The following is a 14,863-nucleotide window of genomic DNA, read 5'->3' as shown; positions in this document are numbered from 1 at the left end:
CTCGATGGGGGTAGACCCGGCTCCGCCACCGCCGAACTTACTCACAGCAAGGAATTGCTATGAAAGCCAAAGTCATTTTCGCGACAGCGCTCACCGTCATATCGTCGGCTGCATTGGCAGCGGGTTCCTCCACGACCAACCAGACACAGTCCGTTGCGGCGGGTGTTTCCGGTTCGGTTCTGGTCGGCTCTGGCAGCTATACCAGCAATTCGACTTCGACGGCGGGCGCGAACGCGGGCAGTACGGTGACACCCGCTGGTTCCGCCGGCACGGCATCCGCCTTCCACAACACGACCTCGACGGCCAGCGGTTCGGGCACGAACGGGGGCGCGTTCGCGGCAGGCGGCGGTATCGGTGCCGCAGGCTCGTACGGTGGAAACAGCAAAACGAACGAGAACGCGAATGCGCTGTCGGGAGGGGTGAGTGCCACGATCGTGCTGGGTGCAAACCACTACACGGCCAGCAGCGCGAACGACCAGGGCAATGCCAACGCGGGTGCCGCTGGGCTGACCGGCAGTGCTGGGTCAGGCGCGATCACGGGTTCGAATCACTACAACTCGTCGACCGTGTGGAGTACCGGTTCGGCCGGCTCGCCGTCCGCATCGGGCGGAAGCAACGCCAGTTCAAGTGCGACCGGAAGCAGTCATTAGTCAGGTGTGGGGGGGACCAGTTTCCCAGCGACGCTGGTCTCTTTTGCCCACATTGTTGTCACGTAAGGAGTTGGCATGAAGCAGAAACTGATTGCCGCCGCTCTGATGCTCGCGTCTCTGACGGCGTATGGCGCTGACCGTATTGCCAACGACGTGCAATCGAATTTGCAGACGTCAAACAACCCTGACCAGACAACCAAACCGTCAGAACAACAAACGCTTTCTTCGGGCAGTGCCATCGGCGGACCAGACGCCCAGCAGTGGCAGGGCATGTCGGCCGGCTCGTGGTCCCAGCTGGGCAACGGCTGGAAGCAGTTCGGGGAAGCAGGCAAAGCTGAAGGGAATCAGGGGAATTAGTACGGTTGCCTGGGTGGGAGGTAAAACCTCGTCCGGAGAGTGAAATGAACAGCAACAGGATCAAGGTGGCATGCGCTGCGATGTTCGCGATGACCACGATCGGCGCCCAAGCGCAAACCGCCGATTCGACTTCGAGCGCGCAGTCGTCGACGTCGTCGACGGCAGTCAGCCAGGGCGGCGGCTCGAGCATGAACACGAACACCACGAGCTCGCGCGGCGGCAACGCCACCAGCTCCAGCGGGGTTCGCAGCAGCGGCAATTCGAGCGTGAACGTGAACGTGACGATGCCGTCCAGCACGAGCGGCGGCACGAACGTGACGCCGCAGTCGCTGCAGTCGTCCGGCGCGCCCGGCACCAACCCGTACAACACCCAGTCGTCGGAAAACGTCAATTATTCCGGCACGCAGACGATCAAGACGAACCCCGCGATCCAGGCGCCGGGCCTCACGACCACGCTGTCCGATACCTGCATGGGATCGGTGAGCGTCGGCGTGTCGTTCCCGGGGTTCGGCGCGACGGGCGGCACGACGCTGGTTGACCAGGCCTGCGTGCGGCGTCTCGATGCGCGTGAATTCCGTGCGATGGGCCTGACCGACGTGGCGCTCGCGCTGCTCTGCCAGAGCGACGCGAACCGGCGTGCGGTGGAAGCGACCGGGCATCTGTGCCCGGGCACGACGACGCCGCTCGCACGTTCGAACGTGGCGCCGAGCGTGGAAGCGACGGTCGCCGACGACGTGAAGTATCGCGATCCGATCGTGCGTGACCGCATGGGCTTGCCGCCGCTGGGCGCTGCCGCGCCGGCACCGGCGCAGGCCCGCCCGGTGGCGACGACCTCGGTGCAGGCGGCGCCCGTGTCGGTGCCGGTACCCGTGCCCGTGCCGTCGATCGCGCCGGTTGCCGCCGCGCCGGCCGTTGCCGCACCGGCTGTTGCTGCTGCAGCCCCTGCCGTTGCCAAACCCGCCATTGCAGCCGCGGCACCGGCCGTCGCCGCAGCGCCTGCGGTGGCTGCCGCACCCGCTGTCGCGGCCGCGCCCGCAGCCTCGGTCGTACCGGCGGCCGCGATCGCCGCCGTGCCGGCTGCCGCCGTGCCGGCTGCCGCCGTGCTCGCCGCGCCGGCCGTTGCGGACAAGGCATCGCCGGTACCTGCCGCGCCGGTCGCCGAGACGAAGGCCCCCGAACCCGTGCAGCCCGTCGCCGACAAGGCACCGGAGCCCGCACCGGCGGTTGCCGACAAGGCACCGGAGCCCGCGCCGGCGGTTGCCGACAAGGCGCCCGAACCCGCACCGGCAATCGCCGACAAGGCCCCCGAGCCTGTGCAGCCCGTCGCCGACAAGGCACCGGAGCCGATGCCGGCCGCGACCGACAACGCAGCGCAGGCCGCTGCCGCGCCGGCTGCGGATACGACGCCGGCCGCTGCCGTCGTCGCGGCGCCCGCAGCCGAGGCCGCGATGCCCGCACCGGCAGCCGATGCGAAGGCCGCCGAACCGGCTCCGGTCGCCGCGGAAGCGCCCGCACCGGAACCCGCGCAGCCTGCAGCCGCCGCGGCCGCAGCGCCTGCCGACATGCCGGCAGCCGATGCGAAGGTGCCGGACCAGGCAGCCGCGCAGCCCGCCGAGATGCCGGCGTTGTCCGATCCGGCGCAAGGATTGCCCTCGGCTCCGGTCGACCAGCAGGCCGCCCCGGCTGTACCGGTCTTGCCGGCTCCGGCCGTCATCTCGACGAGCACGTCGTCGTAAGCACGCGGGTCTGGCTCCCGTGCGCCGGAATGGCGGCGCACGGGAGTCGTCCGGACCCGATGCCCGACGGTCGTTTCCTGTTTGACGGGTGTTGGTCCCATCCCCGAGGTCAACACCTCTTTTTGCCTGACGAGGATGCAAGGAGGCCTCAATCATGAGGATCTTTTTGGTCGCTCTGTTGTTGTACAGCGCACAAGCCGCAGCACAGGCGGTATTTCAGAACCCGGCGGTCTTCGTGATCCTGGGCGAGCAGACGGCGGCAAACGCCGCGAGCGTCGCGCAGGCGCTGACGACGCTCGGTCGCGCCGACAACACGGCGTGCGCGCCGATGATGATGATCGGCGATCCGCAGATGATCTACATGATGCCGGAGGAGGGTCACGCGCCGTCGTGGCAATCGCCGGTGTACGGCCGTGGCGCACCGTTCGAGGCGCAGAGGGGGCCGACGCCGACCGGCAAGACGGTCGGCGCGATGCAGCATGCCGAGGACATGCAGACGCAGCCATGGAGCGACGGCAGCGCGATCACGCAGAAGATCGCAGGCGATGCGAGCGTGACGGCGGCGGACCAGGTGAGCGGCTGGCAGCGCAACGGGCTCAGCTCGATCGAGACGGCCCGGGCGACGGAAGTGACGGTGAACGGCAAGACCTACCGGGCCTATCGTGACGACCTCAACGGTGCCGCGAAGCCGGTCGTCGAGCCGCAGATCTACACGCAGCGCGTCGTTTTCTGCCGATAACGAACGTCAATCCGAGAACGGCCCGGCGCCGCGTCGCGGGACCACGGTGCCCCGCTCCACGCGATCCGGCAACGGCCGTTTCGACAACCAACCCAAGCGACGAGGCCATCGTGAACCATTGCTGCCAGATCAGGGTGTCGGGCCCGCAGGAACTCGAACGCGATGCGGGGACGGCGCCGTTCATTGCCGTCCGGCGCAACCATGTCGTGCCGTCGCGGCCGCTCGTCTACCTGTCGCAGCAGCACGACGCCGCGCTCGTCGATTGTCTCGCGTCGCGCGGCTGGGACGTGTGGCGCGCGAAAACCGTTGCGGACGCACTGAATCTCGTCAGGGCGAACCGTCTGCATGCGGGCATCGTCGATTTCGGCAGCTTCGCGTCGCCCGACGTCACGTCGTTCGAGGCGCTGCTGCGCGACCCGCGCGTCGGCTGGCTCGCGTTCGCCGACGACGAGCGGCTGCGGGATATTTCCATCGCGCGCCTGATTCGCCACTGCTGTTTCGATTACGTGCGCAACGCGACTGCGTACACGACGATCGGCTATCTGGTCGGCCATGCGTACGGGATGCTGAGGCTCGCGGACGGCAGCCCGGACGCCGATGCGGCGCCCCCCGGAGGCACGATGATCGGCTCGTGCGACGCGATGCGCCGGCTGTTCGCGACGATCCGCAAGGTCGCGAATACGGAGGCGACCGTCTTCATCGCCGGTGAGTCCGGCACCGGCAAGGAGCTGACGGCGGCGGCGATTCACCAGCAGTCGTCGCGCGCCGACGCGCCGTTCGTCGCCGTGAACTGCGCGGCCATTCCGTCGACGCTGCTGCAGGCCGAACTGTTCGGCCACGAGCGCGGCGCGTTCACGGGCGCGCACCAGCGCAAGATCGGCCGTATCGAGGCGGCGCACGGCGGTACGCTGTTTCTCGATGAAATCGGCGACATGCCGTTCGAGAGCCAGGCGAGCCTGCTGCGCTTCCTGCAGGAAGGCACGATCGAGCGCCTCGGCGGGCACGCGTCGATTCCGGTGGACGTGCGGATCGTGTCGGCGACCCACGTCGATCTCGAGGCCGCGATGCAGGCGGGGCGGTTCCGTGCCGACCTGTACTACCGCCTGTGCGTGCTGCGCATCGACGAACCGCCGCTGCGCGTGCGCGGCCGCGACATCATGCTGCTCGCCGACCATGTGCTGCGGCGCTATCGCGGCGACAATGCGCAACGGATTCGCGGCTTCATGCCGAGCGCGGTCGAAGCGATCCACAACTATCCGTGGCCGGGCAACGTGCGCGAGCTGATCAACCGGATCCGGCTCGCGGTCGTGATGACGAACGGCCCGATGATCTCGGCCGCCGATCTCGAACTGCACCAGTACACGTCGCGGCAGCCGCCGACGCTCGCCGAAACGCGCCGGCGCGCCGAGCGGCGCGCGATCGAGGAAACGCTGATGCGCCACCGCCAGCAGCATGCCGACGTGGCGGCCGAGCTGGGCATCTCGCGCGCGACGCTGTATCGGCTGATGACCGCGCACGGGCTGCATGGCTGACGCGCCGCGGCGCGCAGCCGCTCAAGACCGCGCGACGTCGGCCGTTAAGACATGAAACGGCCCGTCCGGACCGCCGCGCGGCGATGCGCGCGCGGCCGGCATGCGGCGCATCACGCTTATCCGAGGTTACCGTGGCAGAGTGCAGTCACTGCGGCAGGACGTTCCTGGTCGGCGGGCGGTCGATCGACGGCCGCCGCTATTGCCGTCCGGCGTGCGCCCGGGCGCATCCGATCGTCGTCGAGGCGGAGCGGGTGCCCGACGCGAAGGTCTGGGAATACGTACACGACTGGCGTTACGGGCCGTGCCCGATCTGCCGTCGCGACGACCGGCCGGTCGATGTCCATGCGTCGCATCGCGTCGTGTCGCTGCTGTTCGTCACGCGCTGGGCGACACGGCGCCACGTGTGCTGCCGGCGTTGCGGCCGCAGGAAGCAGGCGGTCGCGTTGCTGGCGTCGGCCGCGTTCGGCTGGTGGGGGCTGCCGTGGGGCCTCGTGCTGACGCCGATCCAGCTCGCGCGCAACGCGCTCGGGCTGGCCGCGCGCGATCCGCAGGTTGCGACACGGCAGTTCGAGCAGCTCGTGCGGCGCAAGCTGGCGGCGCGCCGGCTGCAGCGCGCGCGGCAGGGCGCCGGCGCCTGAGCGTGCGGCGCGGCATGCCGCGCGCGATCAGGAGGCCGGCCGCTCGAAGCCCGAGGCGACCCAGCGCTCGGCACCGGCCTTGTTGAGCTTGAAACCGGCCGACACCTTGGCTTCGGCCAGCAGCTCGCCATACGGATCGAATGCCTTGAGCTGCGCGTACGGCTCGAATTCGTCCGGCACGATGTCGAGCGTCACCGACACATCCTGGCCGTCCTCGCCCTGAACCGTCACTTCCTTGTGCAGCATCGCGCGCCGCTGCTGCTCGTGGCGCATCAGCACCTCGCTCGCGGTCTTCACGAGCGTGCGGAACGCGTTCGCGTCCATCGGCTTGGGGTTCTTCTTGTCGCGGCCCATGGTCCACGGCCCGACGAGCGCGGGCTCGGACTCGCCGTCCTTGATCATTTCGACGGCCCAGCCGTCGTCGTCTTCGTTCTTGATGATGCGGGCCGTCCAGCCGTTGTCGCGCCAGAGGCCGTCTTCGTGGATGGAGGTGTCGTCGGATTGCAGGTCGGATTCGGTCATGAGGAAAGCGGGGCGGGGCCACCGGAGTACGGGCGCGGGCACGGGGCGGTGGCGCGCGGCCGGCATCGGCGCGTCGCTCGCCGCCGGCGGCCCGGCGCGGCATGCAAAGGCGTCGATTTTACCTGCTGGCCGGCCGGATAGCCCGTGTGGCCCGCCAAGCCGGCCATCCGGTCGATGTTCCGAGATGCCGGCCGCTCCGGGACGGCCGCTCGAACCGGCGCAAATATCAAACTCGTATTACGTCCCTGACGACCAATCCCGTTACCGTCCGATATCCCGTCCGCGTGCGGCTTCATAGAATCGGTGTGCAGGCTAAAAATAGCCTGAACGTCCGATCAACGCCAAACCGGCCGTGCGCGCTCCGCGTCGCGCGGCCGATGAACCACCGGGAACCACGCATGAGGAAATTCAACGTTCGCATCGTCTTCGCGTACGACTGGCCGTTGACGCTGGCCGGCATCGAGCAGGTCGCAGGCAGCGCCTGCGCGATCGAGCTCGTCGCGGTATGCCGGAATGTGGCCGAGCTGGCCGCGTCGCTCGGCGGCGTCGACTGCGATGTCGTGCTGGTCGACTATGCGATCCGCGGGGACGCGCAGATGGACGGCCTCGGGCTGCTCGACTGGCTGCGGCGCACGCGTCCGAACGTCGGGGTCGTCGTGCTGGTCGCGAACGAGAATCCGCTGATCGTCGGGTCGATCCTCGCGATCGGCGGCGTGAGCGTCGTCAGCAAGTTCGACGAGGTCGGCCATATCGTCACGGCCATTCATTCGAGCTACAGCGGCGGGCACTACCTGTCGCCGCTCGTCAGGCGCGCGGTCGATGCGGCCGGCGAGCGCGGCGAGGCGCCCGTGAAGCTGTCGGCGCGCGAGATCGAGGTCATTCGCCTGTATCTGTCGGGGGTGCCGATCAAGACGATCGCGCAGCGTCTGAGCAAGGGCAAGCAGACGGTCAGTGCGCAGAAGATCAGCGCGATGAAGAAGCTCGGCGTGAACAACGACGTCGAGCTGGTCCGGCGGGCGGCGGGGCTGGGGCTCGGCACCGGTGCCGCCGCGCCGCGGCCCGGCGACGCGGCGTGAGCCCGCGTGCGCCGGACGGCCGCCGTCAGGCCGGCAACGCGAACCGCGTCACGGCGTCCCGCAGCGCCTCGGCCTGATCGCGCAGCGAATGCGCGGCGGCCGCCGCTTCTTCGACGAGCGCCGCGTTCTGCTGCGTGACCTGGTCCATCTCGCCCACCGCGCGATTGACCTGCTCGATGCCGGCGCTCTGTTCGCGCGACGCATGGCTGATCTCGTCGAGGATCTCGTTCACGCGCCGCACCGACTGCACGATCTCGGCCATCGTCTCGCCCGCGTGCGTGACGAGCGCCGCGCCTTGCTCGACGGTCTCGTTCGACGACACGATCAGCGACTTGATTTCCTTCGCCGCCGTCGCCGAGCGTTGCGCGAGCGAGCGCACTTCGGCCGCGACCACCGCGAAGCCGCGGCCCTGTTCGCCCGCGCGCGCGGCTTCGACGGCCGCATTCAGCGCGAGGATGTTGGTCTGGAACGCGATCCCGTCGATCACGCCGATGATGTCGCCGATCTTGTGCGAGCGGTCGGTGATCTCGTTCATCGTGCGCACGACGTCGTCGACCACCGCGCTGCCGCGCGTCGCGACCTGCGCGGCCTGGCCGGCGAGCGACGCGGCCTGGGCAGCGCTGTCCGCGTTCTGCTTCACGTTCGCGGTCATCTGGTCCATGCTCGACGCGGTCTGCACGAGCGCGGCCGCCTGTTCCTCGGTGCGCTGCGACAGGTCCGTGTTGCCCGACGCGATCTCGCTTGCGCCGACGTTGATGTTCTCGGTACCCATCCGCACGCGCGACACCATGTCGATCAGCCCGCCTTGCATCGTGTGCAGCGCGTGCAGCAGGCTGCCGCGATCGTCGTGCTTCACGGCGACGTGCGCGGTCAGGTCGCCCTGCGCGATGCGCTGCGCGGCGTCGAGTGCCACTTCCAGCTCGCCGCCGAGGTTCGCGCGCACGCTTTTCAGCACCAGCACCATCACGGCGGTCGCGATCCCGCCGAGCACGGTCGTCATCGCGAGCCAGCGGCCGACGCTTTCGAGCACGGCTGTGCGCACGTCGTTCATGTACATGCCGGTCACGATGTACCAGTCCCAGGGTGCGAAGCGCTGCACGGCGCTGGTTTTCTCCTGCGGCTTGTCGGCGCCCGGCTTCGGCCACAGATACTCGACGAAGCCCTTGCCGCCTTCGAGGTTGCCGGCCTTCACGATCTCGACGAACAGGTGCTTGCCGTTCGGGTCGGTGAAATTCGACACGTCCTTGCCGTTGAGGTCGGCCTTGATCGGATGCATCACGATCACGGGCTTCGAGTCGTTGACGGAAATGTAGCCGTCGGCGCCGGAACGCATCGCGGCGATCGCCTCGAGCGCCTTCTGCTTCGCGTCGGCTTCCGGCAGCGCGTTCTGCTGCGACAGCTTGTAGTAATGATCGGTCACGCTCGCGGCCTGCGCGACCAGCGACGCGAGCTGGTCGCGGCGGTCCGCGATCATCGATGCGCGCGTCTGCCAGGCCCCGAGCCCGGCGATCACGAGCAGGCCGAGCCAGAGGATGACGATCATCGAGGCGAGTTTCTGATTCAGGGAAAGGTTGCGCATGGTGTGTGGTCGGTCAGTCGTGGAAGCTCGCCGGGGCGGCGTGACGGGATAAGTATCTTGACGGCGCCCGACGTGCGTTGCCGTAGGCGGGTTATCCCTAGGAGCCGGCGCCGGCGCCGGCGCCGATGCCGTCGACACCGACAAGGGTATCTATGCATATGCATAACGGGCGTCGCTATACTGTCGGGGCGTTTGAATGCGCGCCGCGCGCGCGCGGCGGCGAATGAAACCGAAAGGAGGCAACGATGCGAATTCTGGTGGTGGGGGCCGGCGCGGTCGGCGGATACTTCGGCGGCCGGCTGGCCGCGGCGGGGCGCGACGTGACGTTCCTGGTGCGCGACGGCCGCGCGGCCGCGCTGGCGCGCGACGGGCTGCTGATCCGCAGCCCGCGCGGCGACCTGACGCTCGCGAACGTGCAGACCGTGCGCGCGGGCGACGCGGGTGCCGGTGTCGCGCCGTTCGACCTCGTGCTGCTGAGCTGCAAGGCGTACAGCCTCGACGACGCGATTGAGTCGTTCGCGCCGTTCGTCGGCCCGCAGACGCTGATCCTGCCCATGCTCAACGGGATGCGCCATCTCGACGTGCTGCGCGAGCGGTTCGGCGCCGCGCAGGTGCTCGGCGGGCTGTGCGTGATCGCGGCGACGCTCGATCGCGAGCAGCGCATTGTGCACCTCAACGACACGCACGGGGTCACGTTCGGCGAACTCGCGGGCGGTGAATCGCCGCGTGTGCGCGCGGTGGCCGAGGTGCTCGGCGGCGCGGGTTTCGATGCGACGCTCAGTGACGACGTGGCCGCGCGGATGTGGGAAAAATGGGTGTTCCTCGCGACGCTCGCCGCGAGCACGTCGCTGTTCCGCGCCTCGGTCGGCGACATTCTCGCCGCGCCGGACGGCCGCCGCCTGCTCGAGACGATGCTCGGCGAATGCAGTGCGATTGCCGAGCACAACGGCCACCGGCCCGATCCGGCCGCCATCGAGCGGATGCAGCGGATGGTGCTGACGCCGTCGCCGCTGACCGCGTCGATGCTGCGCGACGTCGAAAACCATGCGCGCGTCGAAGCCGATCACGTGATCGGCGACCTGCTCGCGCGCCGCGACCCGCAGGCGGCCGATGCGCTGTCGCTGCTGCGGATCGCGTACAACCACCTGAAGGCGTACGAAGCGCGTACCGCGCGCGAGCACGCGGCCGCGTAAGCGCCGGGCCGGGCGGCCGCCCGGCCGTTCCGCACTGCACAAATTTGCCATCCGGCGCCATTTGCGGCCGGAATGGGCAAAAAAGTATCGAAAATCAGGCGTAAAGTTGGTGGAGCCGCGCGCTCGATCGACCTACATTGCTTCCCATGCGACCGGTCGCGTCGCCGCGTGAAATACGCGGCGCACGCGCAAAACGAACCGGCCGGCGAGACACGGGAATGGAGACGCCCACATGATGCACCCCGATCTGGAAGTGGTCGAAGTGCGACGCGACGAGTCGTTCAAGGTCTGGTCGCACGGTTATCCGTATCGCACGATCCGCTGGCACTTCCATCCCGAATTCGAGCTGCACCTGATCGTCGCGACGCGCGGCAAGTATTTCGTCGGCGACCACATCGGCTCGTTCGGCCCCGGCCATCTCGTGCTGCTCGGCCCGAACCTGCCGCACAACTGGGTCAGCGACATGGCCGAAGGCGAAACCGTCGAACGCCGCAATCTCGTGATCCAGTTCGACCCGGTGTTCGTGCGCCGCTGCATGGACGCGTTTCCCGAATGCCGCGACGCGCAGGCGTTGCTCGACGATGCGCGGCGCGGGGTCGGCTTCGACGCGGCGACCAGCGCCGCGATCGCGCCGCTGTTCGACGAGCTGCTGGCCGCGCGCGGCATGCGCCGCATCGCGCTGTTCATGACGATCCTCGAACGGTTGTGCGGGGCGGCCGAACGCACGCTGCTCGCGAGCCCCGCGTACGACCAGGCCGATGTCACGCCGACGCGGCTCAGCCATGCGCTGTCGTACATCGGCAAGAACCTCGCGTCCGAGCTGCGCGAATCCGATCTTGCGCAACTGACCGGGCAGAGCGTCAGCGCGTTCTCGCGCGCGTTTCATCGCCAGACGGGCATGCCGTTCGTTCAGTACGTGAATCGTCTGCGGATTGAATCCGCGTGCCAGCTGCTGCTCGCCGACGACGCGAACATCACCGATATCTGCTTCCAGGCCGGCTTCAACAACGTGTCGAACTTCAACCGCCAGTTCCGCGCGGTGAAGGGGATGGCGCCGTCCGAATTCCGCGCGCTGCAGCGCCTGAACGCGCGCAGCCGCGAACTGGCGCTGCACGCGGCGCCCACCGGCAATCCGCTGCCGCCGCGCGTCGTGACGCCCGGCGCGCCCGAACTCGCTCCGCAGCCCGGATGATCGCGGGGCCGCCGCCGGCCCGAGTTTTCCACGCTGTTTCACCCAGCCGATCGCGCCGCCTGCGTCGCGAGGGGCTTGCTCACCCACGAAAAAGCCTTATACAACCGGAGACACCGTCATGACGCCTGCATCGCCCGCCTCATTCCCCCGTCGCGCCGCCCGTCTGGCGGCGGTTGCCGCGCTTGCCGCCGCGGCCTGGCTGCCCGCCGCCGTGCAGGCCGCACCGCTGCGGATCGGCATGACGTTCCAGGAGCTCAACAACCCGTATTTCGTGACGATGCAGAAGGCGCTGAACGACGCGGCCGCGTCGATCGGCGCGCAGGTCGTCGTCACCGACGCGCATCACGACGTCAGCAAGCAGGTGAGCGACGTCGAGGACATGCTGCAGAAGAAGATCGACATCCTGCTCGTGAACCCGACCGATTCGACCGGCATCCAGTCGGCGATCACGCAGGCGAAGAAGGCCGGCGCGGTGGTCGTGGCCGTCGATGCGAACGCGAACGGCCCGGTCGATTCGTTCGTCGGCTCGAAGAACTACGACGCGGGCGTGATGTCGTGCGACTACCTCGCGAAAGCGATCGGCGGCAGCGGCGAGGTGGCGATCCTCGACGGCATTCCGGTCGTGCCGATTCTCGAACGCGTGCGCGGTTGCAAGGCGGGCCTCGCGAAATACCCGAACGTGAAGCTGGTCGACACGCAGAACGGCAAGCAGGAGCGCGCGACCGCGCTGTCGGTGACCGAGAACCTGATCTCCGCGCACCCGAAGCTGAAGGGCGTCTTCAGCGTGAACGATGGCGGCGCGATGGGCGCGCTCGCCGCGATCGAGAGCTCGGGCAAGGACATCAAGCTGACGAGCGTCGACGGCGCGCCCGAGGCGATCGCCGCGATCCAGAAACCGAATTCTAAGTTCATCGAAACGACCGCGCAGTTCCCGGCCGACCAGGTGCGTATCGCGCTCGGCATCGCGATTGCGCGCAAGTGGGGCGCGACGGTGCCGAAGGCGATCCCGGTCGACGTGAAGGTGGTCGACCGCGGCAACGCGAAGGGCTTCAGCTGGTGAACGACGTGCAATGCGACTCGAAGGGCGGCGGCACGGCCGGCGCCTTTCGCACGGAGAAACCGATGGACACGATACTCCGGCTCAGCGACATCGCGAAAAGCTTTCCGGGCGTGAAGGCGCTGTCCGGCATTCATCTCGAGATCGCGCGCGGCGAGATTCACGCGCTGCTCGGCGAGAACGGCGCGGGCAAGTCGACGCTGATGAAGATCCTGTGCGGCATTCATCGGCCGGATACCGGCACGATCGAGATCGACGGCGAGGTGCGTCGTTTCGCGGACTATCGCGACGCGGTCGCGGCGGGTGTCGGCATCGTGTTCCAGGAATTCAGCCTGATCCCGCATCTCGATGCCGTCGACAACCTGTTCCTGGGCCGCGAGCTGCGCAACCGCTGGGGCGCACGCGACCGCAAGCGGATGCGTCGCGCGGCGGCCGGCATCTTCGCGCGGCTCGGCGTCGCGATTGATCTTGATGCGCCGATCCGTGCGCTGTCGGTCGCGCAGCAGCAGTTCGTCGAGATCGGCAAGGCGCTGTCGCTCGACGCGCGCATCCTGATCCTCGACGAACCGACCGCCACGCTCACGCCGGCCGAGGCCGGGCATCTGTTCGCGATCATGCGCGAGCTGAAGCGGCAGGGCGTCGCGATGATCTTCATCTCGCATCATCTCGAGGAAATCTTCGCGGTGTGCGACCGCATCACGGTGCTGCGCGACGGCCAGTACGTTGCGACGACCGACGTCGCGAGCACCGACGTCGAGCAGCTGGTGCGGATGATGGTCGGGCGGCGGATCGAGAGCAGTTTTCCGCCGAAGCCGGCGCGCGCGGCGGATGCGCCGCGGGTACTGGAGGTCGATGCGCTGCAGATCGAGCGCGACGGCCCCGTGAACCGCTTCGCGCTGCATGCGGGCGAGATTCTCGGCTTCGCCGGGCTGGTCGGCTCGGGCCGCACCGAAACCGCGCTCGCGGTGATCGGCGCGACGCGTGCGCATCGCAAGGACGTGCGCGTGCGCGGCACGGCGGCGACGCTCGCCGATCCGGCCGACGCGTTGCGCGCGGGCATCGGCATCCTGCCGGAAAGCCGCAAGACGGAAGGGCTCGTCACGTCGTTCTCGATTCGCGACAACATCTCGCTGAACAACCTCGGCAAGTACCGGTCGATGCGCTGGCTGATCGACCGCCGCGGCGAGGCGCGCGCGACGCACGACGTGATGCGGCGCGTCGGCGTGAAGGCGCCGTCTATCCATGCCGAGGTCGCGACGCTGTCCGGCGGCAACCAGCAGAAGGTGGTGATTGCGCGCTGGCTCAACCATCACACGTCGGTGCTGATCTTCGACGAGCCGACGCGCGGCATCGACGTCGGCGCGAAAGCCGAAATCTACGGGCTGATGCGCGAACTCACCGCGCGCGGCTACGCCATCATCATGATCTCGTCCGAGCTGCCGGAGATCGTCGGCATGTGCGATCGCGTCGCCGTGTTCCGGCAGGGGCGCATCGAGGCGACGCTCGAAGGCGACGAGATCGATCCCGACACGGTCATGACCTATGCCACGGCCGGTATGCGAGGAGCGACCCATGAACCTGCCTGATTCTTCTTCCACGTCTTCCACGACGCTCGCGGCTGCCGCCGCAAACGGCGACGCGCCGCCGCCGCGCGCGATGTGGGCGCAGTTGCGACGCTCGACGCTGTTCTATCCGCTCGTCGGCCTGATCGTCGTGTGCATCGCGATGATGATCGCGAGCCCGAGCTTCCTGTCCGCCGCGAACCTGGAGAACGTGCTGCGCCAGGTGTCGATCAACGCGATCATCGCGGTGGGCATGACCTGCGTGATCCTGACCGGCGGGATCGACCTGTCGGTCGGCTCGGTGATGGCGCTGTCGGGCACGCTCGCGGCCGGGCTGATGGTGGCCGGCGTGAACGCGGTGGCCGCGCTCGCGATCGGCATCGCGGTCGGCCTCGGGTTCGGCTTCCTGAACGGCCTATTCGTCGCGTTCGCGGGGATGCCGCCGATCATCGTCACGCTCGCGACGATGGGCATCGCGCGCGGCCTGGCACTGATCTACACGGGCGGCTATCCGATCGACGGGCTGCCCGACTGGGTCGCGTTCTTCGGCAGCGGCAAGGTGTTCGGCATCCAGGCGCCGGTACTGATCATGCTGGCGGTCTATGCAATCGCGTGGCTGCTGCTCGACCGGATGCCGTTCGGCCGCTACGTGTATGCGATCGGCGGCAACGAGCAGGCGACGCGGCTCACCGGCGTGCGCGTGGCGCGCGTGAAGCTGATCGTCTACACGCTGGCCGGGCTCACGTCGGCGCTCGCCGCGATCGTGCTGACCGGGCGGCTGATGAGCGGGCAGCCGAATGCCGGCGTGGGCTTCGAGCTCGACGCGATCGCGGCCGTCGTGATGGGCGGCACGTCGATCTCGGGCGGGCGCGGCGCGATCCTCGGCACGCTGGTCGGCGCGCTGCTACTTGGCGTGCTCAACAACGGGCTGAACATGATAGGCGTGAACCCGTATGTGCAGAACGTGATCAAGGGCGGAATCATCCTGCTCGCGATCTACATCAGCCGCGAACGGTCGCGGTAACGTGCG

The 14,863-nt window shown here is 68.5% G+C and carries 14 protein-coding genes; 12 read left to right on the top strand and 2 right to left on the bottom strand.

All coding sequences use genetic code 11. The features are described from left to right. The first annotated feature begins 59 nt into the window (after nucleotides 1–59). From ACTJLD_RS22360 to ACTJLD_RS22335, 6 genes are all read left to right on the top strand, one after another. A complete protein-coding gene (locus ACTJLD_RS22360) occupies nucleotides 60–650 on the top strand; it encodes a hypothetical protein (RefSeq protein WP_034195965.1) in 591 nt (196 codons plus the stop codon). A gap of 75 nt (nucleotides 651–725) precedes the next feature. Continuing rightward, entirely contained in the window at nucleotides 726–1,007 is a 282-nt protein-coding gene (locus tag ACTJLD_RS22355) for a hypothetical protein (RefSeq protein ID WP_011354481.1), read from the top strand. Nucleotides 1,008–1,051: 44 nt separating this feature from the next. Beyond that, a complete protein-coding gene (locus ACTJLD_RS22350) occupies nucleotides 1,052–2,743 on the top strand; it encodes a chemotaxis protein CheA (RefSeq protein ID WP_440659709.1) in 1,692 nt (563 codons plus the stop codon). Nucleotides 2,744–2,897: 154 nt separating this feature from the next. Continuing rightward, complete coding sequence (locus ACTJLD_RS22345; protein WP_027789512.1) at nucleotides 2,898–3,482, top strand: hypothetical protein; 585 nt, start codon at nucleotides 2,898–2,900, stop codon at nucleotides 3,480–3,482. A gap of 110 nt (nucleotides 3,483–3,592) precedes the next feature. Continuing rightward, nucleotides 3,593–5,014: a sigma 54-interacting transcriptional regulator gene (locus tag ACTJLD_RS22340; RefSeq protein ID WP_440659708.1), complete on the top strand. Its 1,422-nt coding sequence runs from the start codon at nucleotides 3,593–3,595 to the stop codon at nucleotides 5,012–5,014. Nucleotides 5,015–5,145: 131 nt separating this feature from the next. Beyond that, nucleotides 5,146–5,652 carry a hypothetical protein gene (locus ACTJLD_RS22335; protein WP_027789510.1) on the top strand — a complete coding sequence of 169 codons (507 nt, stop codon included), beginning with the start codon at nucleotides 5,146–5,148 and terminating at the stop codon, nucleotides 5,650–5,652. A gap of 27 nt (nucleotides 5,653–5,679) precedes the next feature. On the opposite strand, the gene ACTJLD_RS22330 is transcribed toward ACTJLD_RS22335, so the two are convergent. Next, on the bottom strand, nucleotides 5,680–6,174 hold the full coding sequence (locus ACTJLD_RS22330; RefSeq protein WP_027789509.1) for a hypothetical protein: 495 nt from the start codon (nucleotides 6,172–6,174) through the stop codon (nucleotides 5,680–5,682). 398 nt (nucleotides 6,175–6,572) lie between these two features. Between ACTJLD_RS22330 and ACTJLD_RS22325 the strand changes: the two genes are divergently transcribed. Further along, complete coding sequence (locus ACTJLD_RS22325; RefSeq protein ID WP_027789508.1) at nucleotides 6,573–7,250, top strand: response regulator transcription factor; 678 nt, start codon at nucleotides 6,573–6,575, stop codon at nucleotides 7,248–7,250. A 25-nt stretch (nucleotides 7,251–7,275) separates the two neighbouring features. Here ACTJLD_RS22325 and ACTJLD_RS22320 read toward each other — a convergent pair whose 3' ends face one another. After that, nucleotides 7,276–8,829, bottom strand: coding sequence for a methyl-accepting chemotaxis protein (locus ACTJLD_RS22320; protein WP_027789507.1), 1,554 nt, complete (start codon nucleotides 8,827–8,829; stop codon nucleotides 7,276–7,278). Nucleotides 8,830–9,074: 245 nt separating this feature from the next. Here ACTJLD_RS22320 and panE point away from each other — a divergent pair, with 245 nt between their 5' ends. From panE to ACTJLD_RS22295, 5 genes are all read left to right on the top strand, one after another. Next, nucleotides 9,075–10,022, top strand: coding sequence for a 2-dehydropantoate 2-reductase (gene panE / locus ACTJLD_RS22315; protein ID WP_027789506.1), 948 nt, complete (start codon nucleotides 9,075–9,077; stop codon nucleotides 10,020–10,022). Between the two features lie 232 nt (nucleotides 10,023–10,254). After that, the gene (locus ACTJLD_RS22310) at nucleotides 10,255–11,214 is read left to right on the top strand and encodes an AraC family transcriptional regulator (RefSeq protein ID WP_048023218.1); all 960 of its coding nucleotides are present in this window, start codon (nucleotides 10,255–10,257) and stop codon (nucleotides 11,212–11,214) included. A 118-nt stretch (nucleotides 11,215–11,332) separates the two neighbouring features. Continuing rightward, nucleotides 11,333–12,274, top strand: a complete 942-nt coding sequence (locus tag ACTJLD_RS22305) for a substrate-binding domain-containing protein (RefSeq protein ID WP_060086287.1) — start codon at nucleotides 11,333–11,335, stop codon at nucleotides 12,272–12,274. A 62-nt stretch (nucleotides 12,275–12,336) separates the two neighbouring features. After that, entirely contained in the window at nucleotides 12,337–13,857 is a 1,521-nt protein-coding gene (locus ACTJLD_RS22300; RefSeq protein WP_321878999.1) for a sugar ABC transporter ATP-binding protein, read from the top strand. Then, entirely contained in the window at nucleotides 13,844–14,857 is a 1,014-nt protein-coding gene (locus tag ACTJLD_RS22295; protein ID WP_333998895.1) for an ABC transporter permease, read from the top strand. The genes ACTJLD_RS22300 and ACTJLD_RS22295 overlap by 14 nt, the downstream gene beginning before the upstream one ends. Nucleotides 14,858–14,863: the final 6 nt, after the last annotated feature.

It is taken from the genome of Burkholderia sp. 22088 (genome assembly GCF_052045915.1).
Classification (GTDB): domain Bacteria; phylum Pseudomonadota; class Gammaproteobacteria; order Burkholderiales; family Burkholderiaceae; genus Burkholderia; species Burkholderia cepacia.
Note: the sequence above shows the minus strand (reverse complement) of the source record. Positions and strands in the feature narration are given on the sequence as shown.

Bases quoted from the DNA above. Each gene is read 5' to 3' on its own strand.
- ACTJLD_RS22360 (WP_034195965.1), top strand. From the start codon at position 60: ATGAAAGCCAAAGTCATTTTCGCGACAGCGCTCACCGTCATATCGTCG.
- ACTJLD_RS22355 (WP_011354481.1), top strand. From the start codon at position 726: ATGAAGCAGAAACTGATTGCCGCCGCTCTGATGCTCGCGTCTCTGACG.
- ACTJLD_RS22350 (WP_440659709.1), top strand. From the start codon at position 1,052: ATGAACAGCAACAGGATCAAGGTGGCATGCGCTGCGATGTTCGCGATG.
- ACTJLD_RS22345 (WP_027789512.1), top strand. From the start codon at position 2,898: ATGAGGATCTTTTTGGTCGCTCTGTTGTTGTACAGCGCACAAGCCGCA.
- ACTJLD_RS22330 (WP_027789509.1), bottom strand. From the start codon at position 6,174: ATGACCGAATCCGACCTGCAATCCGACGACACCTCCATCCACGAAGAC.
- ACTJLD_RS22325 (WP_027789508.1), top strand. From the start codon at position 6,573: ATGAGGAAATTCAACGTTCGCATCGTCTTCGCGTACGACTGGCCGTTG.
- ACTJLD_RS22320 (WP_027789507.1), bottom strand. From the start codon at position 8,829: ATGCGCAACCTTTCCCTGAATCAGAAACTCGCCTCGATGATCGTCATC.
- panE (WP_027789506.1), top strand. From the start codon at position 9,075: ATGCGAATTCTGGTGGTGGGGGCCGGCGCGGTCGGCGGATACTTCGGC.
- ACTJLD_RS22310 (WP_048023218.1), top strand. From the start codon at position 10,255: ATGATGCACCCCGATCTGGAAGTGGTCGAAGTGCGACGCGACGAGTCG.
- ACTJLD_RS22305 (WP_060086287.1), top strand. From the start codon at position 11,333: ATGACGCCTGCATCGCCCGCCTCATTCCCCCGTCGCGCCGCCCGTCTG.
- ACTJLD_RS22300 (WP_321878999.1), top strand. From the start codon at position 12,337: ATGGACACGATACTCCGGCTCAGCGACATCGCGAAAAGCTTTCCGGGC.
- ACTJLD_RS22295 (WP_333998895.1), top strand. From the start codon at position 13,844: ATGAACCTGCCTGATTCTTCTTCCACGTCTTCCACGACGCTCGCGGCT.